Annotated in this window: 25 protein-coding genes and 1 pseudogene; 18 read left to right on the plus strand and 8 right to left on the minus strand. The window is 41.8% G+C overall.

Annotation, left to right across the window (positions count from 1 at the left end; translation table 11 throughout):
- Positions 1-3 precede the first annotated feature (3 nt).
- On the minus strand, positions 4-480 hold the full coding sequence (locus tag ACVW2L_RS12365; protein ID WP_457128279.1) for an RNA polymerase sigma factor: 477 nt from the start codon (positions 478-480) through the stop codon (positions 4-6).
- A 159-nt stretch (positions 481-639) separates the two neighbouring features.
- Between ACVW2L_RS12365 and ACVW2L_RS12370 the strand changes: the two genes are divergently transcribed.
- Both ACVW2L_RS12370 and ACVW2L_RS12375 read left to right on the plus strand, forming a co-directional pair.
- Positions 640-1,149 carry a DUF892 family protein gene (locus tag ACVW2L_RS12370; RefSeq protein WP_457128280.1) on the plus strand — a complete coding sequence of 170 codons (510 nt, stop codon included), beginning with the start codon at positions 640-642 and terminating at the stop codon, positions 1,147-1,149.
- Positions 1,150-1,226: 77 nt separating this feature from the next.
- Entirely contained in the window at positions 1,227-2,270 is a 1,044-nt protein-coding gene (locus tag ACVW2L_RS12375; RefSeq protein ID WP_457128281.1) for an NAD(P)-dependent alcohol dehydrogenase, read from the plus strand.
- A gap of 82 nt (positions 2,271-2,352) precedes the next feature.
- Here ACVW2L_RS12375 and ACVW2L_RS12380 read toward each other — a convergent pair whose 3' ends face one another.
- Both ACVW2L_RS12380 and ACVW2L_RS12385 read right to left on the minus strand, forming a co-directional pair.
- The gene (locus tag ACVW2L_RS12380) at positions 2,353-3,882 is read right to left on the minus strand and encodes an ATP-binding protein (protein WP_457128282.1); all 1,530 of its coding nucleotides are present in this window, start codon (positions 3,880-3,882) and stop codon (positions 2,353-2,355) included.
- Positions 3,883-3,916: 34 nt separating this feature from the next.
- Positions 3,917-5,053 carry an FIST signal transduction protein gene (locus ACVW2L_RS12385; RefSeq protein WP_457128283.1) on the minus strand — a complete coding sequence of 379 codons (1,137 nt, stop codon included), beginning with the start codon at positions 5,051-5,053 and terminating at the stop codon, positions 3,917-3,919.
- A gap of 421 nt (positions 5,054-5,474) precedes the next feature.
- Between ACVW2L_RS12385 and murB the strand changes: the two genes are divergently transcribed.
- Both murB and ACVW2L_RS12395 read left to right on the plus strand, forming a co-directional pair.
- Positions 5,475-6,494, plus strand: coding sequence for a UDP-N-acetylmuramate dehydrogenase (gene murB / locus ACVW2L_RS12390; protein ID WP_457128284.1), 1,020 nt, complete (start codon positions 5,475-5,477; stop codon positions 6,492-6,494).
- 238 nt (positions 6,495-6,732) lie between these two features.
- Positions 6,733-7,269, plus strand: a complete 537-nt coding sequence (locus ACVW2L_RS12395; protein WP_457128285.1) for an RNA polymerase sigma factor — start codon at positions 6,733-6,735, stop codon at positions 7,267-7,269.
- A gap of 79 nt (positions 7,270-7,348) precedes the next feature.
- On the opposite strand, the gene ACVW2L_RS12400 is transcribed toward ACVW2L_RS12395, so the two are convergent.
- Entirely contained in the window at positions 7,349-7,954 is a 606-nt protein-coding gene (locus ACVW2L_RS12400) for a DUF4870 domain-containing protein (RefSeq protein WP_457128286.1), read from the minus strand.
- 129 nt (positions 7,955-8,083) lie between these two features.
- Positions 8,084-9,355, minus strand: a complete 1,272-nt coding sequence (gene serS, locus ACVW2L_RS12405) for a serine--tRNA ligase (protein ID WP_457128287.1) — start codon at positions 9,353-9,355, stop codon at positions 8,084-8,086.
- Between the two features lie 116 nt (positions 9,356-9,471).
- Here serS and rsmI point away from each other — a divergent pair, with 116 nt between their 5' ends.
- The 3 genes from rsmI to ACVW2L_RS12420 all read left to right on the plus strand — a co-directional run bounded on the left by rsmI (position 9,472) and on the right by ACVW2L_RS12420 (position 12,215).
- Positions 9,472-10,152, plus strand: a complete 681-nt coding sequence (rsmI, locus tag ACVW2L_RS12410; protein ID WP_457128288.1) for a 16S rRNA (cytidine(1402)-2'-O)-methyltransferase — start codon at positions 9,472-9,474, stop codon at positions 10,150-10,152.
- Between the two features lie 115 nt (positions 10,153-10,267).
- Positions 10,268-11,893, plus strand: a complete 1,626-nt coding sequence (lnt, locus tag ACVW2L_RS12415; protein WP_457128289.1) for an apolipoprotein N-acyltransferase — start codon at positions 10,268-10,270, stop codon at positions 11,891-11,893.
- 52 nt (positions 11,894-11,945) lie between these two features.
- Positions 11,946-12,215 carry a hypothetical protein gene (locus tag ACVW2L_RS12420; RefSeq protein ID WP_457128290.1) on the plus strand — a complete coding sequence of 90 codons (270 nt, stop codon included), beginning with the start codon at positions 11,946-11,948 and terminating at the stop codon, positions 12,213-12,215.
- Between the two features lie 40 nt (positions 12,216-12,255).
- Here the strand turns inward: ACVW2L_RS12420 and ACVW2L_RS12425 are convergent, their stop codons facing one another.
- Both ACVW2L_RS12425 and ACVW2L_RS12430 read right to left on the minus strand, forming a co-directional pair.
- Positions 12,256-12,555: an FtsB family cell division protein gene (locus ACVW2L_RS12425; RefSeq protein WP_457128291.1), complete on the minus strand. Its 300-nt coding sequence runs from the start codon at positions 12,553-12,555 to the stop codon at positions 12,256-12,258.
- Between the two features lie 132 nt (positions 12,556-12,687).
- Positions 12,688-13,590, minus strand: a complete 903-nt coding sequence (locus ACVW2L_RS12430; protein WP_457128292.1) for a hypothetical protein — start codon at positions 13,588-13,590, stop codon at positions 12,688-12,690.
- Positions 13,591-13,661: 71 nt separating this feature from the next.
- Here ACVW2L_RS12430 and ACVW2L_RS12435 point away from each other — a divergent pair, with 71 nt between their 5' ends.
- The 3 genes from ACVW2L_RS12435 to ACVW2L_RS12445 all read left to right on the plus strand — a co-directional run bounded on the left by ACVW2L_RS12435 (position 13,662) and on the right by ACVW2L_RS12445 (position 16,044).
- A complete protein-coding gene (locus ACVW2L_RS12435; RefSeq protein WP_457128293.1) occupies positions 13,662-14,240 on the plus strand; it encodes a thymidine kinase in 579 nt (192 codons plus the stop codon).
- Between the two features lie 93 nt (positions 14,241-14,333).
- Positions 14,334-14,705: a response regulator gene (locus tag ACVW2L_RS12440; RefSeq protein ID WP_457128294.1), complete on the plus strand. Its 372-nt coding sequence runs from the start codon at positions 14,334-14,336 to the stop codon at positions 14,703-14,705.
- Positions 14,706-15,333: 628 nt separating this feature from the next.
- Entirely contained in the window at positions 15,334-16,044 is a 711-nt protein-coding gene (locus ACVW2L_RS12445; protein ID WP_457128295.1) for a hypothetical protein, read from the plus strand.
- A gap of 196 nt (positions 16,045-16,240) precedes the next feature.
- Here ACVW2L_RS12445 and ACVW2L_RS12450 read toward each other — a convergent pair whose 3' ends face one another.
- Positions 16,241-17,260, minus strand: a complete 1,020-nt coding sequence (locus tag ACVW2L_RS12450) for a carboxypeptidase-like regulatory domain-containing protein (protein ID WP_457128296.1) — start codon at positions 17,258-17,260, stop codon at positions 16,241-16,243.
- Positions 17,261-17,526: 266 nt separating this feature from the next.
- Between ACVW2L_RS12450 and ACVW2L_RS12455 the strand changes: the two genes are divergently transcribed.
- The 8 genes and pseudogenes from ACVW2L_RS12455 to ACVW2L_RS12490 all read left to right on the plus strand — a co-directional run bounded on the left by ACVW2L_RS12455 (position 17,527) and on the right by ACVW2L_RS12490 (position 25,717).
- Positions 17,527-18,381, plus strand: coding sequence for a hypothetical protein (locus ACVW2L_RS12455; protein WP_457128297.1), 855 nt, complete (start codon positions 17,527-17,529; stop codon positions 18,379-18,381).
- 297 nt (positions 18,382-18,678) lie between these two features.
- Positions 18,679-19,710, plus strand: a complete 1,032-nt coding sequence (locus tag ACVW2L_RS12460; protein WP_457128298.1) for an aldo/keto reductase — start codon at positions 18,679-18,681, stop codon at positions 19,708-19,710.
- Between the two features lie 208 nt (positions 19,711-19,918).
- Positions 19,919-21,057: pseudogene (locus ACVW2L_RS12465) on the plus strand (endo-1,4-beta-xylanase).
- Between the two features lie 363 nt (positions 21,058-21,420).
- Positions 21,421-22,485 carry an alpha/beta hydrolase-fold protein gene (locus ACVW2L_RS12470; protein ID WP_457128299.1) on the plus strand — a complete coding sequence of 355 codons (1,065 nt, stop codon included), beginning with the start codon at positions 21,421-21,423 and terminating at the stop codon, positions 22,483-22,485.
- 19 nt (positions 22,486-22,504) lie between these two features.
- The gene (locus ACVW2L_RS12475; RefSeq protein WP_457128300.1) at positions 22,505-23,587 is read left to right on the plus strand and encodes an esterase; all 1,083 of its coding nucleotides are present in this window, start codon (positions 22,505-22,507) and stop codon (positions 23,585-23,587) included.
- A 35-nt stretch (positions 23,588-23,622) separates the two neighbouring features.
- A complete protein-coding gene (locus ACVW2L_RS12480) occupies positions 23,623-24,537 on the plus strand; it encodes an alpha/beta hydrolase family protein (protein WP_457128301.1) in 915 nt (304 codons plus the stop codon).
- 542 nt (positions 24,538-25,079) lie between these two features.
- The gene (locus ACVW2L_RS12485; protein ID WP_457128302.1) at positions 25,080-25,382 is read left to right on the plus strand and encodes a nucleotidyltransferase family protein; all 303 of its coding nucleotides are present in this window, start codon (positions 25,080-25,082) and stop codon (positions 25,380-25,382) included.
- Complete coding sequence (locus tag ACVW2L_RS12490; RefSeq protein ID WP_457128303.1) at positions 25,379-25,717, plus strand: HepT-like ribonuclease domain-containing protein; 339 nt, start codon at positions 25,379-25,381, stop codon at positions 25,715-25,717. Before ACVW2L_RS12485 ends, ACVW2L_RS12490 begins: the two co-directional genes overlap by 4 nt.
- Positions 25,718-25,910: the final 193 nt, after the last annotated feature.

Raw genomic sequence — 25,910 nt, forward strand, 5'->3', positions numbered from 1 at the left:
TTGTTAAATCTTTAAAAGTTTCTGCACTTTGGCTTTTATGCGGTTTAATTTTACCGCCACATTGTTTTCTGTAATACCGGTTATTTCGGCTATCTGCCCATGATCCATATCATCCAGATACATGGCTATAATAGCCTTCTCTCCATCGTTCAATTGTTTAATGGCCATAAACAAACGCTCACGGCGTGATGCCAGTTCTTCGCTTTCATCCTCCTGCAAAACATCCGGCAGTTGTGGTGCATATTCAATAACGGGCTTTCTCTTTCTAAAAGTGGCGATAGCCGTATTAAGCGATACGCGATAGATCCATGTGCCCGGTTTGGCCTCACCTCTGAAAGTATTTATGCCCCGCCATAATTGAAAAACTATCTCCTGAAACAGATCTTCCCTATCGGCAGCAGTGTCTCTGTACAACCGGCATATCTTATGGATAATTCCTTGATGTTCACCTATAAGTTTTAGAAACTGCTTTTCGTCCATTACGTGTAAAGCTATTATAAATTGCTGTTTTGCAGATTAGTAGAATATCTTACATAAACATTACAACCTCAACAAAAATTAAGTTCTGCAAACCTCTTTTATAACTAAGTTGGCAAAGAAACAAAATACCCGGCCTGCTGTTATCGAGTTAAATTCCATATGAGTAACCCAGCCAAAAACACCTTGCTTAATTTTTTCTCCGGCCACCTGGATCGCATTTACTGCGGCAAAGAACACCTTATAGAAAGTTTGCCAGCACTTGCAGACCGTACGCATTTTAGCGACCTTAAACTTGCCATTCTGGAACTGCGCGACGATGTACGCAAACAGATAGACAGGATGAATGAAATATATGAGTTGCTGAAAACTGAACGAAAGGACGAGGGTTGTGTTGGTATGACTGCGCTGTTAAAGGAAATGTTTGAAGGCATAGACCCGAATGAAGGCGATAAACCATTATGCGATCTTTCACTGATATTTTATTTGCAGAATATTGAAAGCATTGAGGCTACGTCTTTTCAAATGCTTCGCCTTACGGCTAAAAAATTAAATAACGAGGCGGTGGATCAGTTATTAAGGGAAAACTTTGACGAAGCAAAAGAAGACCGGGGTTTACTGTTACAGATAAGCCAGAAATTTATGGCGTTAAGGGACCTTGACGCTAATTAAATAATTATAGTAATCGCATCTGTTTATGTGAAACAGGTTTGGCATTTTTGTAAAAACCCCTCAACAATAATATATAAATGACACTTGTAAAAGCCTACGCGGCGCAAGCCGCAGATAAACCCCTTGCTCCGTATTCGTTTGAACGCCGCGAACCCGGCGCCGACGATGTGGAAATAAAAATACTGTACTGCGGTGTTTGCCACTCTGATATTCACACCGCCCGTAACGAGTGGGGCGGCACAGTATACCCCGCTGTACCAGGCCATGAAATTGTGGGCACGGTAACGCGCACAGGCGCTGATGTAACCCGCTTTAAAGTGGGCCAAACAGTTGGTGTGGGCTGTTTTGTCGACTCGTGCATGCATTGCGCTAATTGCGAGAGCGACCTGGAGCAGTATTGCGAAAATGGTAACACGCAAACTTACAATGCCCCAAGTCAGGATAAAAAGACCATCACCAAAGGCGGGTATAGCAGCCATATAGTAGTACGCGAACACTTTGTATTAAACATTTCAGACAAGTTACCTTTAGCCAATGTAGCGCCTTTATTATGTGCCGGTATTACCACTTATTCGCCTATGAAACATTGGGGCGTTAAGGCAGGCGATAAAGTGGCTGTAGTAGGCCTGGGTGGACTGGGCCACATGGCAGTTAAACTGGCTGCATCGTTTGGTGCAGAAGTTACCATGCTAAGCCGATCAGAAAGTAAAAAGCAGGACGCGACCGAGCTTGGTGCCAAACATTTTGTTCTTACTACGGATAAAGCCCAAATGCAGGCTATTGGGAGAACGTTCAACTTTATTATTGATACTGTATCCGCAGAGCATGATTATAACGAATACCTTAATTTGCTAAAATCTGATGGAGTGATGATATTGTTGGGTGCCCCTCCAAAACCTATCCCGGTATCTGCCTTTCCGCTGCTAATGGAACGCCGCAGCCTGGTGGGATCATTAGTAGGCGGGTTAAAAGAAACACAGGAAATGCTGGATTACTGTGCAGAGCACAATATCGTATCAGATATTGAACTGATAAGCATGGACCAGATAAACGAGGCATATGAGCGCACCTTGGCCGCTGATGTTAAATACCGCTTTGTTATTGATATGAGTACCTTGTAAATAATAGCCTTTTGGTGTGCTCTGTGTTAAATTTTAAAACACAGAGCAAACTAAGAAGCCGCTAAGGTTGTAAAGAGAAAGTTTATACAGCTATTCCCTTTGAGTAGTGGGCTATCTTTCTAAACAGCTCGTCAGGATTAAAGGGTTTGCTTATGTAATCGTTCATACCCACAATAAAAGCCTGATCTTTAATATCTAACATTGCCGATGCCGTAAGCGCAACTATGGGTAGTTTTTTATACTTTTCGTCCTTAAGGTTACGTATGGCAGTAGTGGTTTGATAGCCGTCCATTTCAGGCATTTGCAAGTCCATTAACACCATATCATAATCGGTATTCTGCACCAGCATAAGGGCTATTTCGCCATTCTCGGCAACATCACATTCAATGTCCCACAATTTCATGTATTGCTTAGCCAAAATAACGTTTATCTGGTTGTCCTCGGCTATCAGCAGTTTAACACCCTTAAGGCTCTTTGTTTCAACTTTGTTTTCGTTGTTTTTATTTGCAGCAAAAACTTTGTCGCTGTTCTTCATTTCCAGGCCGAAGTAAAATGTAGAACCGCGCCCAAACTCGCTTTTCACTTTAATCTCGCTTCCCATTAACTCCAGCAAGCGCCTTGTTATAGTAAGCCCAAGGCCCGTGCCGCCAAATTTTCTTGTTGTGGCCGAGCTGGCTTGTGTAAAGCTTTCAAAGATATGTTCAATTTTTTCAGCCTCTATTCCAATGCCTGTATCGGTAACCTCAAAATCAATGGTGGTAATTGTATCTGTTTTACTGGTTAACGATGCGGTTATAGTAACCTTACCCACTTTGGTAAATTTAACAGCATTGCTTATCAGGTTGGTAAGTATTTGCCCTATCCTTACCGGATCACCTTTAATTGCACTCGGCAGGTCTTCATCTATAAATAATTTTATCTGGATATCTTTTTCCGACGCTTTTTGCAGCAAAGCCAATCTAATATTGCTGATGAGCTCTTTTAAATTAAAATCCGCTTCTTCAAACTCTATCCTTCCGGCTTCTATTTTACTAAAATCTAAAATATCATTTATCAGCACCAAAAGGTTTTCTGCCGAAAATTTCAGCATCTTAATGTATTCCTTCTGATCTTCGCGCGGATCCAACTGTTGCAATAAATGAGTAAACCCAATTACCGCGTTCATCGGCGTGCGTATCTCATGACTCATGGTAGACAGAAACTGAGCCTTGGTCATGGCAGCCTTTTCCGCAACTTCTTTTGATTCTATCAGCTGTGCTTCCAGCTCCTTTGCCTTTTCTATTTGTAATTGCAAAAATTTAATGATCGTGATCAAATCATCGTCTGATTGATCAACGTCAGCAACAGCATCGGGCGTAAGCGCGCTTATAGCCTTTTTAATTTCAGATATAGATTTGTGCTTAATTTCATTCTCTTTAAGCAAAAAACTGTTAACTTCCTGGTACTCGCGTTCGCTAACGGTAAAAGCATGTTCAGACAGTTTTTTTGATTTCTCAAAAGAATGATAAGAATTACTCACGCTCTCTAAAAACTTCTGCATTTCTGCGTTTTCCAGATCGTGGTCGGGTATAAATTTTTTTATTTGTTTGCCTAAAATACTGTGGTACTCCATTACGCGGTATATCGTTCTATAATTCAGATAAGTATTAAAATTCGGTAAAGGTGGTAACTGTCATGGTTTGATTATGCAGCTCGCACTGTACACTTTCGTTAAAAGGCGAAATCTCACCGTAACTATAAAAGCCCGTAATGGTGGCTTTGTCTCCTAAAATTTCTTTAGCTGCCTCCAGTTCTTCGTCTGTTCTCTCTTGCAGTATCAGTTTACGGCCAACACAACTTACCAACAGCGCCAACTCGGGCTTGCTATTTTCTATATCATCAAAGGCATTGCTTGCCGCCGTTGATGATGCTTCTATTATCTTATCAAAATTAGCCTTCATTAGCCTCACCTTGCTACCCTCCGGCAGGTTACCGGCAAACGTCATAGACTTTTGTTCCTCATCAATACTCAAAATCGTTCTCACTACATTTTTATCGTCGCCGTTCATCCGTAATGATAAAGGGAACAACAGTGCAGATCCGGGCAGTTCCTTAACATAATCGCCCAGGTACTTTTTATACAGATCAAGCGCGTTATCGCCGTCAATTTCAAACAGAATATTCTGGCTTGATTTGGTTATGGTACGCTCGGGGCCAAACTCATCCCAACCGCCAACAGAACCATGGCCCACCTTAATGTTTTTACCGTAAAACCCTATTGCAATTACATTGCCTTGCGATGGTACCTGGTTAATGCCTGTATAGGTTTTTTCAAACCGGGCGGCATCGCCCGCTAAGCCCCCGGTAATAGGTACCTGGTGCTTATTGTCATTGTTTAAGCCGCTAACCAACTCGCTGCCGTTAATAAATGTACCGTCAGATATAACAAATACGCAACTCAAATCATCACCAGACAATTTATCCATTAAAAAAACGCCGGTATCAAAACTATTAGCATGATGCTTAATATTTGTTTTAACAGACCGTATAGTGGTTTTTTCAAACTCAATAGCGGTTGCTACAGCGCTATCATCATAAACAGCATTGTCTAATATTTCTCCGGCTGTTGAAGAAAATACAATCTCAGCTGTCGGGTATAAAGACTGTAAATGACTATAAATTTCTGGCTTTTTTATAATATCCGATGATCCGAATACTAAAACCAGTTGACATTTTTGTGCGTCAAGCTCAGAAGAAAAATCTTTCCAGCTGTTGCCAACAAAATGATGTTGCTTTGTTCTCATTACATTAAACGGGTAAAAACAGTTTTTAATTAATTGAGGGTTGTTAAATTTACATTTTTTTAAAGTAAAACATAGTCGGCAAAAATAAAAAATGCTTTTTACCGAAACCCCATTACTGCATTATTAACCACACAGGTTATACGTTTGCTCTTTACGAAATGTTATTGGTGTTACAATTACTTATTGCCTTAATTTTAGCCTAAAGCAGGCATTGTCAGTGTTTTTGGCGATTTACAACAATATGGAATAAAGTTTGGTAAAAACAGTATCCAACCTCGCTATCTGTAGTCAGACTACCATCACTGTAGTTATCGGCTACAAACATAATCGTCCGATTCAGAGACATTCAGACAATGGGTAGGGATTGGTGATAGTCAAATTGAAACGATTTTTCTCCCAATTATTTACGAAATTCGCCCACATGCTGCAAATACAGGAAAACGTATCTCTAAAAAACTTTAACACTTTTGGCGTTGATGTTAATGCCCGCTTTTTTGTGGAGCTTAACCACGAGGATGATCTGGTAGAGTTGTTTATGGATCCGCAATGGCAGCAAACCGAGCGGTTGATAATTGGCGGCGGCAGCAATATGTTGCTGATCAACAATTTTGATGGGTTAGTTATTCGCCTTAATATTCGGGGCATTGAGCACCGCATTAACCATAACGAAGTTTTTGTTGAAGCAGGCGCGGGAGAAGTATGGAACGACCTGGTAAATTACTGCGTAAAGCATGAATTTGCAGGTATGGAAAACCTGAGCCTGATACCCGGCTCTGTAGGGGCATCGCCCATACAAAATATAGGCGCATATGGTGTAGAGTTAAAAGATGTTTTTGAAAGCTGCAAAGCCTTTGAAATTGCCACCGGCAAATTTAAAATCTTTACCAAAGCCGACTGTAAATTTGATTATCGCGAAAGCGTTTTTAAGGATGAGTTGAAAGGACAGTTTATAATAACCTCGGTTAAGTTCCATTTATCACTTATACCCAGTCTCAACGTAAAATATGGCGCTATTGAACAGGAGCTGCTCCATCGTGGTATAACACATCCTACTATAAAGGATGTATCGCAGGTAGTATCTCATATCCGGGTAGCAAAACTGCCAGATCCATCTACCATTGGCAACGCCGGTAGCTTTTTTAAAAACCCTGTTGTTTCTGGGGATGAATTCGCACCCATTTTAGCAAGACACCCCGATGTGGTAAATTACCCTGCCGGTAATGGTTTAATTAAACTGGCCGCCGGTTGGCTCATAGAGCAATGCGGCTGGAAGGGAAAAGTGGTAGGAAATACTGGCACCTGGAAGAACCAGGCGCTTGTGCTGGTTAACCACGGCGGCGCTACCGGACAGGAGGTGTACAACTTTTCGTCGCAAATCATAGACAGTGTGTACACTAAATTTGGCGTTACCCTGCAACGCGAAGTGAATATTATTAAATAAGATAAAAACTTTTTTTCTTGTTAATAGTTACGGAAGGCAAGCCTTAATAAAAGCTTTTTTTAAGAGTTTGTACTTGATTTTATTTACGTGTAAATAAGATAGTTAAGTTATATATAGTGTTATAATTACACCCATTATCAACTGTCACCAATAAGTCATTGTTAAGCTTATTAAAAAGCTAATAAAATTGTTTTGTGGTATCAACTTTGTCTTAAAAGCTGTACAAAACGATAGCAACATGACAAAAATTGAGTTTAACACCCTGGTATTACGTCAAGCAAGTTCATTAAGGTCATATGCCTTACACTTTACACACGACGCAGACGACGCGAACGATTTAGTGCAAGACACTATTTTAAAAGCCATTACTTATTACAATAAGTTTAAAGAAGGCACCAATTTAAAAGGCTGGTTGTATACCATCATGAAAAACACTTTCATTAACAACTACCGCCGTTTTGTTAAAATGAGCACTTTTGTTACCAAGTCTGACGAGATCTCTTCACCTAACCTGGTATTCAGCTCTACTAAAAATCAAGGCGAAGCTAAATTTGTTATGGATGATATTAAAAGAGCTTTAGACAGGTTGCCTGCTGATTATTATGTGCCATTCACTATGTATTTTGAAGGCCACAAATATCACGAGATAGCAGATCATTTAACTATACCTATTGGTACTGTTAAAACCCGCATCCACGTAGCCCGCAAGCTATTAAAGAAAAATCTGAAAGCGTATGACAACGGTGTTAAAAAACCGGTTTACGCAGAAATGTAAGCTATATTAAACTCAACATATATAATGGAAAACCCCGCTGCCTAATAGGTTAGCGGGGTTTTTTTATGTTATTCTAAACTTAATCCTTGAAAAATATTATAGCTGGCTGATATATTACTGTCCGTTTTTTTAACAGTAATATAGCGTTGAAAATTATATACGTAAGATTGATAGCGTACATGGAAATTATACCTATTAACATAATTCTTTCTGAATGGATACCCACAATGCTACGTGGAAAAAACAATGACAGGATTATTAAAATTATTAACAAGATAACACCCAATAAAAGCCATGAGATCTGAAAATTTAATAGGCTTTTAGCAATCCTATCAATGTCGGCTATGGTTTCCTTTTTTAACAACCATAATAACAGCGGCATAATTATGCCCAGCAACGGCAACGCTAAAAAACATAAGGCCGATAAATTAAGTATTAAGAGGTAATTATAATTTTCGGCTTTGCTTTGTATATTTTTATCAACAGAGCTTTTTGATAGTTCCTCCGGAGTTGTATTTAACGCTTTTGCTATTCTTATTAAACTATCGCCTCTCGCGTCGGTATTACCATTCTCTATCCTTTGAATTGTCCTTAAACTTAATGCCGTTTGCGCGGCCATTTCTGCCTGACTAAGGCCGCGCGCAATTCGCAGTGTTTTTATTTTTTCGCTGATGATATTTCTCATCTTTATATTTTTCGACAAAGCTAAATAGCGTTAAAGTTAATATACAGCGGCGTATATGCGACATATTAGCGCCATCAAAGAAAACCCCGCTCAAAAAATGGGCAGGGTTTATTAATAACGATTTGATTATTAGTTTATAACATCAAACTTAGTATAAGGCACCAATGCTTCCGGTATCTTGATCCCACTTTCGGTCTGGTTATTCTCCAGCAGGGTAGCAACAATACGTGGCAAGGCAAGCGCGCTGCCGTTAAGTGTATGCGCCAACTGCGTTTTACCCTCGGCATTGCGGAAACGCAATTTTAAACGGTTACTCTGGAAACTTTCAAAGTTTGATACGGATGAAACCTCTAACCAGCGTTGCTGCGCGGCGCTCCAGGTTTCCATATCATAAGTTAAAGCAGAGCCGAAGCCCATATCGCCGCCGCAAAGGCGCAATACCCGGTAAGGCAGGCCGAGCTTTTGCAATAAGCCCTGTACGTGAGCGCTCATATCTTCTAATATTTCATAAGACTTGTCGGGATGTGCCACCTGTACTATTTCTACCTTATCAAACTGGTGCAAGCGGTTCAAACCACGCACATGCGCGCCATATGAACCCGCCTCGCGGCGGAAGCATGGTGTATGCCCGCAATTTTTTATCGGGAGGTCCTCACCCTTTAAAATCACATCGCGGTACATATTAGTGATAGGCACCTCGGCAGTAGGGATCAAATAAAAATTATCCTCGTTAACAAAATACATCTGGCCCTCCTTATCCGGCAACTGACTCGTGCCAAAACCCGATGCTTCGTTCACCATCAAGGGCACACCAACCTCGCTGTAGCCTGCTTTTTCAGCCTCGTCAATAAAAAAATTGATCAAAGCGCGTTGCAGTTTGGCACCTTTACCTGTGTATACTGGGAAGCCGGCACCCGTTATTTTAACACCAAGCTCAAAATCAATCAGTTTATATTTAGCGGCAAGCTCCCAGTGTGGTAAAGCATTGGCAGGCAACACGGGCTTCTCGCCGTTTTCCAGCACAACCTCGTTTTCTTCGGGTGTTAAGCCTTTAGGCACAGATGAGTGCGGCAGATTGGGCAACAATACCAGCTTTTCGTAAAGTTCTGCTTCAACGCCGGTAAGTTGCTCGTTATATTGTTTAATTTCTTCTTTCCACGTACCGGTTTTGGCTTTGATGCTTTCGGCTTCCTCTTTTTTGCCGGTACGCATCAACTCGCCAATTTGTTTGGCAGCTGCATTGGCCTCTGCCGAAGTGTTGTCAAGTTTAGTTTGAGTTGAGCGACGTTTATCATCCAGTTGAATAATTTCATCAACCAGCGCAGGCTGTTTAAAATTTTTTACAGCCAAACGTTCTAAAACCAGTTCGCGGTTATCGCGGATATAACTAACTTGCAGCATTATTATAATTTTTACGCAAAGATATAATTAGTTCATAGTTTATGGTTCATGGTTCATGGCCATTTGCGAAAAAGTTGAAGCGCTCAAAAGCAACTATGAACTATGAACCATGAACTATGAACTCCACCGGAAAACTCTACTTAGTTCCCACCCCGATAGGTAATCTGGAGGACATGACCTTCAGGGCTATACGCGTGCTAAAAGAGGTCGACCTGATATTGGCCGAGGATACCCGCACATCTGCGCCGCTGTTAAAGCATTTTGATATTCAGAAAAAGGTCTTCGCGCACCATCAGCATAACGAGCATCAGTCATCTAACGAGATCATCAAATTTTTGCTGATGGGTCAAAACATCGCGCTTATTTCAGATGCGGGAACACCGGCTATATCCGATCCGGGTTTTTTCCTGGTGCGCGAGGCTTTAAAATTTAATATCGCTGTTGAGTGCCTGCCGGGTGCTACGGCCTTTGTGCCTGCATTGGTTAACTCGGGCTTCCCTACAGATAAGTTTTGCTTTGAAGGTTTTTTGCCGCTCAAAAAAGGTCGCCAAACCCGCTACAAATTTTTAGCTGAAGAAGAGCGTACTATTATACTTTATGAGTCGCCGCACCGTTTGTTAAAAACGCTGGACGAAATGGCTACATACTGGGGAGCAGATAGACAAATATCCGTATCGCGCGAGCTAACCAAAATGTTTGAAGAAACTGTACGCGCCACAGTGGCCGAAGTTAAAACCTACTACGAAACCCACCCCATTAAAGGTGAATTTGTAATTTGTGTTGCGGGTAAAAGTTAATGTAATGGGCCACACGCAAGCTTTTAATGCTGAATGTTTCCGAAAAAGTAATATCATATAAAGTAAGATATATAATAACAGTCTCCCCTACAGGGGGAGATTTAGAGTGGGCTAAATGAAAAAAAACATCCTGTTATCCATATTTTCTGGTTTAATGCTTTGGCTGGCCTGGCCGCCTACGCATTACACCACCTTCTTTTTATTCTTTGGGATGGTGCCCATGCTGGTCGCAGTAGAGAATATCATTCAATCAACCTCAACTAAAAAGGGAACCAAGATTTTTGAAGTTACCTTCCTTGGGTTTTTTGTTTGGAATACGCTTAGCATTTACTGGGTATATAATTCAATAAAGTTTGTGGGCGAGCTGGTAGCTGTTCCTATTTCTTTGATACCCTATTCACTTGGACCGCTGTTGATGGCCTCTGCTTTTTGGCTGTATTATCGCTTTAGGTTGGCTACCAATCGCAATAAGAGTTTGATAGCTCTGGTTTGCTTTTGGATAGCCTACGAATATCTGCACCAAAGTTGGGACCTTGCTTTCCCTTGGATGACGTTGGGTAACGGCTTCGCGGTATCGCATCAATGGGTGCAATGGTATGAATATACAGGCGTTTATGGCGGCACTATATGGGTGTGGGTTATAAATATTTTGATCTTCCTGATCTATACAGGTTTTGCCGAAGCGCAGGTAAAGCAAACGCGCTTAAAACTGGCAGGTGCTTTAGCGGCGGTTTTGATATTGCCGCTTAGTTTCTCTTTGTACAGCTATTACAGCTACAAGGAACAGTCTGACCCATCTAACATAGTGGTGGTGCAGCCTAATATTGATCCCTACTATAAAAACGGATACTTAACACCATACCAACAAATTCAAACACTTACTAAACTATCTGATTCGGTAGGACAGGTTAATACGGAGTTTTTTATCTGGCCCGAAACAGCCATTCCACAGCTGGGTGGCATTGATGAGGATCGTATCAGAACAAGCCCTCATTATCTCCAGGTGCAACAATTTTTAAGTAGGTACCGCAATGGCAATGTTATTACCGGTGCCGAAACCAAAAAGTATTTCAGAGGTTCTGAAACTGATTTCGCAGATCCTAATGCAGGCGATAGAATAGAAAACTACAACACCGCCGTGAATATTGAAAACTCGGCACAGGTGCAATTTTACCATAAATCTAAACTGGTGCCCGGCGTGGAGGAACTGCCGTTTGGTAATGCCCTGTCATTTTTAAAACCTGTTTTTGAACATATCGGCGGCGCTGTGGGTAGTTATGTGGGCCAGCAAAAGGCAGGCGTTCTGTACGCGCAAAGCGGTATTGGTGCCGCTCCCGTTATTTGTTACGAGTCTATCTGGGGAGAATGGGTGGCTGGTGCTGTAAAAGACGGCGCGCAATTCATCGCCATCATTACCAACGATGGCTGGTGGGAGAACACATCAGGTAAGGACCAGCACCTTGACTACGCCAAACTACGCGCCATTGAGACCCGCCGCTGGGTTTGCCGTTCTGCTAATACAGGGATCTCCGCTTTTATAAACCAGCGTGGCGATATTGTGCAGCAAAGCAAATGGTGGGTGCGGGCTGCGCTTAAGCAAGATATTAACCTGAATAGCGACCTTACCTTCTACATTAAATATGGCGATTACTTGCCTAAAACCGGCAGCTTTTTGGCTGTTTTGGGGATGCTTTTTATGGGGAGTAAAATCAGGTTTAGGCGCAAGGCAGTAGCAGCATAACCTATCATTTTTACGGTAAGATGATTATCTTTAAATAGCAAAGCCAAAATTTATGTCTGATAACTCATTAATCGAATTTCTTTTATATGAAAATGATGAACCTCTTGAAATTCAATTAGAACCCGAGGCCATTATTTTTAAGGTAATGGCGGGGAATTCCATACGCTTTGTTGCTAAAAACTGTGACCCCGACTTTGCATGGGCTTTGAGAATTGAACATAAAATATGTGGGATTCAATTATTTCCTGACAGTAGGGGTAATTATGATATTGAAATTTATGAAAACGACGCTTTGTTATTAGATTGGTACAAGTATATGTAGGCAGAAACTATCGAAATGACACAAAGGGTATTGAAGCTATCTACTCCGCTACCTTCTCCTTCACCACAACAAAAACATCCTCATTGTCTTTACGCATCAGGTATTTTTCGCGGGCAAATTTTTCAAGTTGCTGGGGGTTTGAGGTAAGCTGCTCCAGGTCTTTGCTTACTTTATCGGTTTCGGTTTTATAGAAGTCGCGCTCCTGCTCAAGTTTAGTTACCTCCTGGTGGTATTGGTATTGCGATAGCAGGTCGTTTTTATCAAAAAATGTCATCCACACAATAAAGGCAACCGTAACCAGGAAGAATTTATTTTTAAAAAGATCTATCAAGCGTCTCATTCGGCTGTGTTCTATTTCGATATAAAGCTATTTAATAATTCCGATTGCTGCAAGGGTGGTTTTACTCACATATTAACAAGTTAAATTAGATTCCCTTTTCCAGAGGAGAATCGCACGTTCTACCTCTTTGATTCAACTAAAGTACCTTCTTTTCAGCACCGCGTAAAACTTAGCTGCTGTGTCGGCCTTGTTTTCCCAATTATTTTTTACAACGTAGTTTTTGGTTAAAAACCGCTCCGCGTCTTCAAAAGAACCTAATCTGTTCAATATCTCAATGGCTTCGCTGTAAGAGAGGTTGTAGCCGTTAAACAGGTCTTTTATATACAGCAGCTTATCATTTAAACTAATGGCATGTTTCAGGTCGCTTACCGGCTGCCCCCCAGGCTGATCACTAAGACCTCCTTTGTTTAGCTGCGCAGACATGCGTTGATTAATGGTAAGCACTTCCTCTTTATCTTTAGCCTGCTCAGTGGGTTTTTCGGGTGTCACATTTACTGGTTCCGGTAATTCAGCAACTGGTTCAATTACTTCAGTTTCCTCATCATCAGGCAAAACTTCATCATTTTCTTCGCCCTCTGTAGCTGCTACGGGTTCATCCAAAATTTCTGCTTCTTCCTCGTCCCAATCGGCTATCGCTTCAACATCAAGCTCGTGCCTGATAATTTCCGGCTCATCCTCAGCAACCAGTTCAACATCTGCCACAGGCGAAATTTCAAAATTTATTACGGGTAGCTCCTCTACCTTATCATTTGCAGCATTTTGCCCTTTTGCAGGCTGGCGCACTACCGGTTCAAAATATTTTTCTTCGCTTTTGGGTTCTTCTTTAGGTGCGGGTAAAGCGGGCTTAGCGGTACTAAGCTGAAAATTTATCTTATTTAAGATTTCGGCATGGTCCTTCAAAAAATGCGCGTTAGCTACAAAAAGTTCCAGCTCAAGGCTGTTCATGTCATCCGGGTTAGCCTCAAGGTATTTGTACTGGTCGTTAAGCTCTTTTAATATTAATCCTATTTTATTAAATATTTCCTTTTGCCTCATAACTTGTTTGTGGAAAATGATATCAAAATTAAGCATTAAATTCTGATATTAGACCCCTACAAACCATTGGAATGCAGCTTAGCGACGAAATATTTAGCCGGAAGAATGAAGCCGGCGGGGGCATTGAAGTGATATGCGGCTCCATGTTTTCAGGCAAAACAGAAGAGCTGATACGCCGTATCAACCGTGCACGTTATGCCCGCCTAAGTGTAAAGGTATTTAAGCCGCTGTTGGATGTGAGGTATGACGACAATGATGTAGTATCGCACAATGCCGTGGCGGCAGCTTCTACACCCGTTGATAAAGCCGAAAAGATTTTGTTGTTGGTGGGCCATGCCCAGGTGGTTGGTATTGACGAGGCGCAATTTTTTGATGCCAGCCTTACCGATGTTTGTATAACGCTGGCCAATAAGGGGATAAGGGTTATTTTAGCCGGTTTAGATATGGACTTTAAGGGCCGCCCCTTTGGCCCCATGCCCGCGCTGATGGCCATTGCCGAATCTGTAACCAAAGTGCACGCGGTGTGCGTTAAATGCGGTAACCCGGCGCTTTACTCCTATCGCCTGGTGCCGGGCAAGGAAAAGGTTTTGCTGGGCGAAAAGGAAAGCTACGAGCCACGTTGCCGGGTTTGTTACAATAGTAAAGGCTAAATTTTACTAAACCGCAAAACAATTTTCTGCTATAAAAGGTTATTCTGATGATACCGTTGACTACCTGAAACAAACGCGTATCAGGCTTAAACTATGGCGAAGAAAATTTTAGTAATTGAAGACGATAGGGACATCAGAGAAGCTATTCAGTATGCACTGGAGGAGGATGGTTATGACGTTGTAGCTTCTGAAGATTCTAAAGTTCTGAAACAATTTGAGCAAATAGCTCCGGATATGGTTTTGTTGGATAACTGGCTCACCGAATGGAAAAGCGACGCCAACGGACAACAAATAAGCTGGAACTTAAAAACTAATCCCGCTACAAAGCACATTCCTGTAGTTATAATATCAGCCGTAAGTAACATAAAAGAAATTGCCGAGGCCGGCCTTGCAGACGGTTTCCTGCGTAAACCTTTTGATCTGGATGAGCTTTTAGCGCTGGTTAAAACACACGTTGATAAATAGGTTTACAGGCACGTTAACCCACCTCTCCTTTAATAACAACCGCTCTCTGTTTGAATGTTTGTGACTTCGGACGATTATGTTTGTAGTTTCAGACTACCGTACGAGATTTAATTTTAGGAATGGAAGCGCAAGCAAAAAAGCAGTCTAAATAAAATACCCCTTACACTACCCGCGGTCCGAAGTTTGTAACTTCGGACGACTATGCCTGTAGTTTGCAACTACAATAAAAGTTTGCAAAACCTAACATAATAACCTATATTTAATCAAACTAAATTAAATTCTCGCTCGCTGTTCGAAGTTTGTAACTTCGAACGACTATGCACGTAGTTTGCAACTACAGGCAAAATGTCTACTTTTAGCAAAAACCTAAATCAAATGGCACGCAAGGGCTACATTATCAGAGACCAACAGGCAATTTATTACATGACATTTACTGTTGTGGGTTGGATAGATATTTTTTCAAGACAAATTTATCGCGTTATGGTAATTGATTCGTTAAAATACTGTCAGCAACACAAGGGCCTATTTAGGTGAAACAATTATGGTATAAACTGCAAAAACATTGAGTAACCTATGTGGATTTATGGCGTCAAAGTTGGCGTCACAAAATTACAATGATATCAATTATATGGTAAAAAATCCGGGCGTGCGTATTCAACTGAATTTTAAGACACTGCTTGTATTCCTGTTCTTCTTTTTTTTAATGCATGAATTGCATGAACTGGCGCATATTTTTACCGGACGATTGATTTGCGGATGCTGGGGTACGCGTGATTTTAACGTTTGGGCGGTATGTAGTGCTTGCGAAAATAATAAGTGGGCCGTTGCTGCAACGTTTGCCGGCCCTGTATTTACATTTGCTATGCTTTGGCTGGGTCGTTACCTGATAAAAAAGGGGAATCCGTCGTTAGGTTTGGTTTTTGTACTGGGTAATATGCAGTTCGGGCGAATATACATGGCGGCGATGGGCTCCGGCGATGAGATCTGGGGCTTTAGGACCCTTTTTTTACATCCCGATCATTCCAACGCCCTAATCATCAGGCTGGCAACACTCGCACTCGTAACGCTCATTTGCCTACCACCCATGATAACCGCTTACCGGGCTATAACAAACAGCAGGCGGCCGGTACTGTTTTTAATATTGATTATTCTCCCGCTTATTTTGGATACGATTGTAATATTAATACTATTAAACGGGCTGTTGGGCCGGGGAATACTTAACCAAACCTGGATAATGGGAACGCCCGCGTTTATAACGCTGTGGCTGCTGTTATGCCTCACAATTGTTATAGCAAACAGGGGAACCCTAATAAAATTTGGCAAAGCGGCCGCTAATTAACGAACCCATGACTAAGTGCTCGGGGTGTTAGCCTGAGCTTGTCGAAGGGTGCGCATAAAGGCTTTTCCAGGCCATGGTCAACAGGGTCACCATGACAAGGCTCGCGCTCGGGTACTTCACGTTTCTAACACCATACAATCGCACCCCCATGTAAGCACTCGTCGCATACGAGCGCAAGGTTTAAGATCTGTTTTAATTATTTTGCCGACGGCATAAACTCAAAAGGCAACAACATATTAACGCGGTAAACGCTTATATTTCCTTTCCATTCCAGTCCTTCGTCGTGAAAGCCATTTTGGTCAATAGCAACGCCTGTGTAGCTGTCTTCCTGCTGTAAAAAAGAGTCATTCCCATTTTTATAGGTAACAAAAACCTCGTTGCCATTCAACTTGTCATCATTTGCACCGGCTTCCTTCGCCAGCATAATAAATTTCTGTTTGTCGGCAACTTGCACAATATCATCAAAGCCGACAGGGTTTGTGGCTTGAAGGTTGTACGTATTGCTATTGCCAACCCTACCCCGCGGCGTTCTGTAAACAGAAAAATTGTTTTTTTCTAACTCATTTGCCCATAAGGCACGTATAAAGTGCATTCTCGATCCATAATAGGCCTCGTCTCTCGCCTTCATAATGGCCCTTACTTTGGCAGGCTTTAGTCCCGCAATATCCTCGGTAAAAAAATAATTCCCCTTGTATTTGGTTTGCGATGGCGTGTTGGTAAATGAGGTTAAAAAAAAGGTGATCTTGTAACCCAGCAGCTTGTTGGTAATGATCAAAGGTTTTTCGGCATCGGCCATTATCAGGTCCTTCTTTTTATTATAGCGGAAATAAATCTCATCCGAATTATCAATCACACAATCTTTGCTATCCCCGCCAAGAAACTCTTTCAAAAATATTTTCATTGCTTTCGGCCTGCTAATCTCATCAGCACCTACTGTTATTTCCGCCAGTTCAATCACTTTGCTTTTTAGGGCAATGCTTAAACTTGCATCGCCGTAGTTGCTTATTTTCTGCGATTGATAACCCATAAAACTAATAACCAGCGGTGAGTTTGTTTTTAAAGCGTTGTTTAGCGCGAAATGCCCTGCACTGTCTGTTACTGTACCCTGGAATGTGCCGTCAAAATAAACGCTTACCTGCTGTAGGGGCTTGCCGGTAATTTCGTCCGTAACCCTGCCCGTAATGGCTTGGCCCCATAAAAGTGCAGGGAACAGCAAAAGGATTATTGATAAGACTTTACAGGGTGCATTTTTTTTCACAATTTCATCAGGCTAATTATGGTTATTTAAAAACCGGTGGTGTTATTACCTCAAACCATGCACAAGTATAAACTATGTTTTGTGCGCATAAAAGTAAAGTATACAATTAGTTATAATGTGGCGACTACAAGGCTTATTAATGCGACGTTATTATAACCGGAACAAAAATTAATTTTGACATGATGACCAAAGATTAATTAAATTGCCTTACCAAAACCTGAAAAATGAAAAGACTTTTCTTACTCGTTATCCTATCAAATATTTGCTTGCTTGCAATTGGTCAACAACGTGATCTGACTAAAGTAGCCGATAGCATACGCGCAGAAGCTGAGGTGCTTTTCAGATCAGAATTTGCATCGTGGTATGGATCGGATATATTTAGCGAAAAATGCAAGGTAAGACGTGCCAGCGCCAGCGGGTATCTGTCGTACGATAATGGAAAGAACCTGATAAATGTATTTTATTCAGATGGGGAGATTCCAACCGTAGTTTCCACCATTTCTTTCGGCTATGATTTTAACGCATCAAATTACAAATTAGATACCACCGACAGGCCTTTTAACCCCACTGAGAGAGCGTTATACAGCATGAGAAAAGCAGCAATTGCACAGATGAACCGCGATACTTTATTTAAAGTTTACAAAAATGCCAACCTTAACCCCATCCCTATAATAAATAATGGAAAAAAGATGGTTTATGCGCTCACCGGGCCAACTATAAGCGGTGTAGTACTTTTTGGTAACGATTACCTTTTAAATTTTGATAAGGACAATAATATTATTGCGAAAAGGAAACTTCACAAAAATTTGATTCCGGTACAAACCAAGGACAATAGTGGCCAGATAACCGTAGGCGGCATACATATGCATCTGCCGGAAACCGGCGACTTTATTACAGCTACGGATATTTGTACCCTTATGCTGTACGAAAAATTCACTACCTGGAAACAGCATATTGTGTTGTCGCAAAATTATACCTCTATATGGGATTGCGAGCGTAACAAACTGTCTATTGTTACTGCCGAGGAGTGGAAGAAAACCAACCCCACTATGGATATGCTTAAAAATAGCCCCAAATAGCAACCCGAAATTGGGACAATAATCAGAAAATTTACAACATTTTGATTATTAACTACTTAACTTATTTTCACAGCTAAATTTCCTGACGAATAAGTAGTCTCACAATGTCCCACACTATAACTGCAAACTATTAACTGACAAATACTTATTAAAAAAACTGTCCCAATTTGTCTCATACTGGCTCACACACAGGTGGGACAGCACACCTAAACATTTCTCAACAAATGACAAAACCGTGAAAACAGCGTAAGCTTTCATCTGCTACCTTTACCACACAACAACCAACAATAGCATAATATGGAATACAGACAATTGGGCGCATCAGGGTTTCATGTTCCGGTGCTTAGCTTAGGCACGGCAACCTTTGGCGGCGGTAACGAGTTTTTTAAAGCCTGGGGCAGCACAGATGTGGCCGAGGCCAAACGCATGGTTAACCTGTGCCTTGATGCCGATGTAACACTGTTTGATACAGCTAATGTTTACTCGCGCGGCATGTCAGAAGAGATCCTGGGGCAGGCCATTAAGGGTTTGCATGATAAGGTGCTGATCTCAACCAAAGCCACCTTCCCGATGAGCGATAACCCGAATGATGTGGGCTCATCCCGCTATAACCTGATAAGAGAATGCGACGCCAGCCTTAAACGCCTGGGTGTTGACCATATAGACATCTACCACATGCACGGCTTTGACGGCAATACCCCAGTTGAAGAAACCCTGCACGCTTTACAGGATTTAATAACTGCCGGCAAGATCCGTTATATAGCCTGTTCCAACTTCTCGGGCTGGCACTTGATGAAGTCGCTCTCGGTATCCGAGCGTTACGGCTGGTCTCGTTATGTGGCACACCAGGCCTACTACTCCCTGCTCGATCGTGAGTTTGAGTGGGAGCTAATGCCGCTGGGTGTAGATCAAAAGGTAAGCACCATTGTGTGGAGCCCGCTGTCATCTGGTCAGCTAAGCGGCAAGTTCAGGCGCGGTACCGGCATGCCCGCTGATAATCGCATAAGCCAAGGTGGCGGCCATGGCCCCAAGGTTGATTTTGATCGCCTTTACCCTATTATTGATGCGCTTGATGAAGTAGCCGAAGAAACGGGCAAAACCGTCCCCCAGGTAGCCCTGAACTGGCTGCTGCAACGCCCAACAGTGGTTAACCTGATAATAGGCGCCCGTAACGAGGAGCAACTAAAGCAAAACCTTGCAGCAGTAGGCTGGAACTTGACCGTAGACCAGATAAAGAAACTGGATGCCGCCAGTAATCGTGATCCTATTTATCCTTACTGGCACCAGCGCCAAAACACTAAGCTTAATCCAATCCCTGCCTTATATTAATATCGGTTAAATAAATTCAACCGCCCTGCCTGGTTATACCGGGCGGGGCATTTTTTATTTATACTAACTAAGTTATTACATAGTAGCCTTCGTTAGGGCAGATAATTTATGTTTCTTTACTTTCGCGAATCCTTATATAAGTAAGACAATGACCCGTTTAAAGTATATTCTAATTGCAATACCCGCACTGTTTATCAGCGGTTTGATAATGCCCACTACCGTTAAGGCACAAGCTTTAAAAGACGTTTACAAAGATGCCTTTTTAATAGGCACCGCTATATCGCCTAACATTACCTCTGAGCGTAGCAAAACTTTGATGGATACCGTGCTAAAGCATTTTAATGCCATCACCATTGAAAACAATTTGAAAGCCGCGGTGGTAAACCCGCGCCCTGGCGAATACAACTGGGGACCTGCTGATCAATATGTAGCGTTTGGCGAAAAGAATAAGATGTGGATAATGGGGCACACGCTGGTATGGCACCAGCAAACACCTGATTTTTTCTTTACCAATGCAGAAGGTAAACCTAACACCAAAGAGCAGCAGCTCGAACGGTTAAGAAGCCATATTGAAGCCGTAGCAGCAGGTATAAAGGCCGTATTAATGCCTGGGATGTTGTAAACGAACAAATGGGCGAAGACGGAAATTATCGTACCAACAGCAATTGGATCAAATCGTTAGGAAGCGGCGACACCTTGGTAAAGTATGCCTTTAAATATGCCGCACAGTACGCACCCCATACCGAGCTCTACTACAATGAATTTAATGCCTGGCGCCCTGAAAAACGAGATGGCATAATACGCATGATAAAAATGCTGCAAAAGGAAGGTATCCGTATTGATGGTGTAGGCATGCAGAGCCATTGGGGACTTAACTATCCTAAAAACCAATACATTGAAGATGCCATTAATATGTATGCTGCTTTAGGAGTTAAGGTGATGATAACCGAGCTTGATATAGACGTGCTACCGCTTAGCAGAGAGGGACAGCTAACCGGGTGGACCCTGAATCCCGACAGGCAATTACAACTGCCGGAATTCAAAAGTTATTTAGACCCTTACAGAGACGGCCTGCCTGCTGATGTTCAGGCGCAACTGGCAAAACGCTACGAAGAGATATTTGAGATATTTTACAAGCACCGCGACCAGATAGGCCGGGTAACCTTCTGGGGAGTGCAGGACGGTCAAAGCTGGAAAAACGGATCGCCAATACCGGGCCGTATGAATTATCCGTTACTTTGGGACAGGCAATGGAAACAAAAGCCAGCCTTTAACGCCGTTATGAATGTACCTAAAAAAGTAGGGAACGTAAAGGCTACACCTCCGGCCGGCTCAAAGAAATTTTAATGTAAAATAGAAATGGCTTAAAGCACCTTCCGGGTTTCCCCGGGAGGTGCTTTTTTTTGTAGGGATAAATAAAATCGCAAATATTTATATAGTGCATGCTTAATTTATTTCTGTCAACATGGTTGAACAGAAATCAACATAACATGCAGAGACAAAGAATTTTAACATTTTTGTTACTATTTCGATTTCGCGTTGTATTTTTGAAGTTAATAACTAATAAAACCTAAGCAGCTATAGCTAAACCGATAGCATTATAACTAACAACCAATTATGAAAATAAACAAAGCTTTAAGAGCGCTATTAATTTGTTTGCTCTGCTTACCGGCACTAGTAAAGGGTCAACCCCCGCGTGGGCCGTTAGCAATGTCACCACGGGTTAATGCCGACAAAACGGTAACCTTCAACTACATTGCACCTAATGCCAAGGACGTTAAATTGAGCGGTCAGTTTTTAACCGGCCCGGCTGCCATGACCAAAAATGAACAAGGCCAGTGGACCGTTACTGTAGGCCCGGTTAAACCAGACATTTATCCTTACAATTTTGTTGTAGATGGCATTTCTGTAATGGACCCTGCCAATGAGGATTTTTTCCCTAATGAGCGTTTTAAAGGGAGTTTGTTAGATGTTAAAGGCGATGAGCCGTTAATTCATGCATTAAAAGACGTTCCTCATGGATCTGTTTCTTACGAATATTACGCCGGTGTTGAAAATACAACCGGATCATTAGTAGTATATACCCCTCCCGGTTATGATAAAAGCCAAAATAAAAAATACCCGGTATATTACCTTATCAGCGGTACTACAGATACGGAAGAAACTTTTTTTAAAGTAGGCAAAGTTAACCTGATACTGGATAATCTTATCGCCGAAGGCAAAGCCAAACCAATGATAATAGTAATGCCAAATGGTAATATTGAAGCACGCGTGGCAGATCAAAAAGGTGGTTCAAAGCCGGCCGACCCGGCAGGTCGCGAAAGTGAAGAGGCAGTAACACGTGCCAAAAACTTCGCTAATGATCTTGTTACTAAGGTTATCCCATATGTAGAGAAAAACTATCGCGTCTTACCCGGTGCTGCCAATCGTGCCATCGGGGGATTTTCTCGCGGTGGCGGCGAAACCCTGCGTACCGCTTTGACCAATATGGATAAGTTTGCTTACGTATGTACCTATAGCGCCTACTTATCGCCTAAAGAAATGGAGACCGAATACAAGGACGTAGCGGGCAAACCAGCTGTTACCAATCAAAAATTTAAACTTTTTTGGGTAAGCGTGGGCAGTGAAGATTTTCTGTATAAATCAACCGTTGAGTTCCTGGATTACCTGAAGGCACATAATGTAAATTATAAAAGCCTTATCACCGGTGGCGGCCATACCTGGATGAATGTTAAACAATATGCAGCTGCTACTGCGCCTTTGCTTTTTAAATAATCACAGACAGAAAATCAACATGAAAAAGATATTAAACCTGCTTATTTTAACCCTATTTACAGGCCTGAGCGCTATGCCGCAGGCAGTGCGCGCGCCGTATCCGGTGTCGCCGCAGGTAAATGCAGACAATAGTGCCATCTTCAGATTCTCCGCACCAAACGCAAAAGAAGTTTTCCTAACCGGCGAATTTCTGAAAGAGAAACAGGCCATGACTAAAGACGCTGCCGGCGTATGGACCATTACTGTACCTAATATTAAACCTGATATTTACCCCTATGCTTTCGTAGCTGATGGTATACAGGTAGCCGACCCTAACAACACCCGCATTTTCGCCAACGAGCGCTTTAAGTTCAGCTTGGTTGATATTAAAGGTAGCACACCGCTTGTACATGCGGTAAAAGATGTACCCCATGGTAAAGTTACCTATCGTTTATACAAGTCAGCTAGCCTGAACACTACCCGTCAGTTATTGGTATATACCCCACCGGGCTTTGATGCAAACAGCCAAAAAAAATACCCTGTGCTTTATTTGATCCATGGTGGATCTGACACGGAAGAAACCTGGACCAAAGTGGGTCAGGCTAATTTTATTGCTGATAACCTTATAGCAGAAAAGAAGGCCGTACCTATGATAATTGTTATGCCTTATGCTAACGTGCGCCCATCGCCAATGGGTAAGTTTATGGACGATGTGGTTAGCGATATTATTCCATTTATTCAGGCCAACTATCCGGTGCTGACAGATCAACCCCATCGTGCCATTGCCGGCTTTTCTGTTGGCGGTGGCCAAACAATGGAGGTTGGCATAAGCAATCCCGATAAATTTGCTTATGTAAGTGCTTACGCGCCATATCCCGAAACTGCAGAATTTAGACAAATTTTTGCCGACTGGAAGCCGGACGCTGCTATGTTGAATAAACAATTTAAACTTTTAAGCTTTAGCGTAGGTACCGAAGACTTTTTGTACGAAAGCACCAAAAAGAACATGGCAATGTTTAAGGAGAAGGGCGTAAATTTTGAGTCGCTGATAGTTCCCGGCGGACACACCTGGATGAACTGCAAACTTTATCTGGCCACTACTTTACCCAAATTATTTAAATAGTAATCTTAGTTAATTATAACGATCAATTGAATTTTATGAGAAAGAATATTTCATTTTTAATTGCTGCTGCAATTGCCGGCCTAAGCATGGTAAACACAGTATCGGCACAAACAGCACCAGCAGCAAGGCCAACATCACGTGTTATTGAAGACGGCGGCACGGGCCCTTACAAAGCCATTGCGCTGCAAGAGGCTTCATTAGCTACGCACACCGTTTTCCGTCCGCAGGATCTTAGCTCCTTCGGGCCAAATAAAAAACTGCCTATTATAGCATGGGGTAACGGCGCTTGCGCTAACTCGCCGTGGGAGCATGTTAATTTCCTGTCTGAAGTAGCTTCTAATGGATTTTTAGTGGTAGCTATTGGCCCATTACCTCTGGCGGGTGAAAAGGCAAGTGGCCCCATGTCAAAATCAACCCAGTTAACTGATGCCATTGATTGGGCTATTGCGCAAAACAGCGACAAAACAAGTCCGCTGTATAACAAAATAGATGTTGCCAAAATAGCAGTAAGCGGTATGTCTTGCGGTGGCTTGCAAACGTTAGAAATGGCGCCCGATAAACGAGTTACCACTGCTGTTATATACAACAGTGGCCTTTTCGTAACACGCGGTAGCGGTGTAGGCGGCATGCCTGATCTACCAAAAGAGCATCTGAAAAAACTGCATACTCCTACTTTGTATGTGTTAGGAGGCGAGAAGGATATTGCCTATGCTAACGGTATGGACGATTTTAAAAACATTAACCACGTACCTGTTTTTGTTGCCAACATGGATGTGGGGCACGGCGGCACATACGGCCAACCACACGGCGGCGAGTTTGCTAAGGTTGCTACTGCATGGTACAAATGGCAATTAAAAGGCGACAAAGAAGCAGCCAAATGGTTTACCGGCAACCCTCCGGGGCTTGCTGCTGACAAGAACTGGAAAGTTGATAAAAAGAATCTGCCGTAAATTGGCCTGAAAATTTTAGTTTTTGATTTGAGTGCTCCGGACGTAAATGTTCGGGGCATTTTTTTTGACACTTGGTAAAGCGTTAATGCCAGTTTGTTCAAAGTCTTCATGCTGATGATAGCAGGGTGTTGCATAAAATATGTGTTACCCGGAAAAAACATAAAAAAAATTTGTAACTAACTTATTATTAAAATATTATATTTTATCACTTATAAAAAACACAACGACTTTTAAGTTAAAAAATTAGCTATAAAAAATGTTTAATTAATTAATTTTCAGATAGTTGCAAAATTTAAAAATTGACACTTTTTTGCAACACTTTAGCAACAGAAAAGCAACAGTTTTGCAACACTGTAAATTCAGGTTAGGACGTAGCTGTCGAAATCTCCAGCCCCAAAAACTTCTTTTCGTGTAGTCTCTGACTACACGAAAAGAAAAAAACATTTAATTAACCCCACATAGTTACGGTAGTTAGAGACTACCGGCATAGTAATGCGAAGTTAAAAACTTCGGACAGCGGATAATTTTGTAAGTTTGCTATCATGGTTAGTTTAGTGGAATCTAATTTATCGGAAATAAAAGATGTGATGCGCAGGTGTGGGGTTATACGTGCCTACCTTTTTGGAAGCGCTGCCGTGGGTAATATGGCTGATGAAAGTGATGTTGATTTTATGGTAAGTTTTAATCCCGAACTAAACTACACTGCGTACGGCGAAAATTATTTTAAACTTATATATGCGCTGCAAAAAATTCTGAAAAAAAACGTAGACATTATAGCGGAGGAAACAATTACAAATCCTTATTTACTACAAAAAATAAACAGTCAGAAAATAGCTGTTTTATGACCCTTGAAGAGAAAAAACTTCTTGCAGATGTTATTGTGAGCATTTCATCAATTGACGAGCATCTTGAGGGACGCAGAGTACTTGACGAATACTTAAGCAACAAGACCAAGAGACGAGCAGTAGAAAGAGAGCTTGAAATTATAGGCGAGGCGGTAAGCAAATTATTAAAAATCAATCCCACAATTGCTATTTCATACGCAAGACAAATAGTAGACTTGCGAAACAAAGTGATTCATGCTTATGACAATGTAAACGACATTGTTATTTGGAACATAATTATGAATCATTTACCCAAATTAAATACAGAAGCAGAAGCGCTGATAAAAACGGCTTAGACATCTATCTTATATCAAGCGTTCACTCTACTATTTCGCTCTTTAGCGCAAGTCTTAGCGGGTGAGAAGCGAATTTTTGCCCGCTGGTAGAAGTTTCCAGACTTCGAACTACTATGCGTGTAGTCTCTGACTACACGAAATGAAAAAACAGTCTATTAACCAGCCGTACGATAGTCAGAGACTACCGGCATAG

The sequence above is a fragment of the Mucilaginibacter sp. HD30 genome (genome assembly GCF_054061755.1).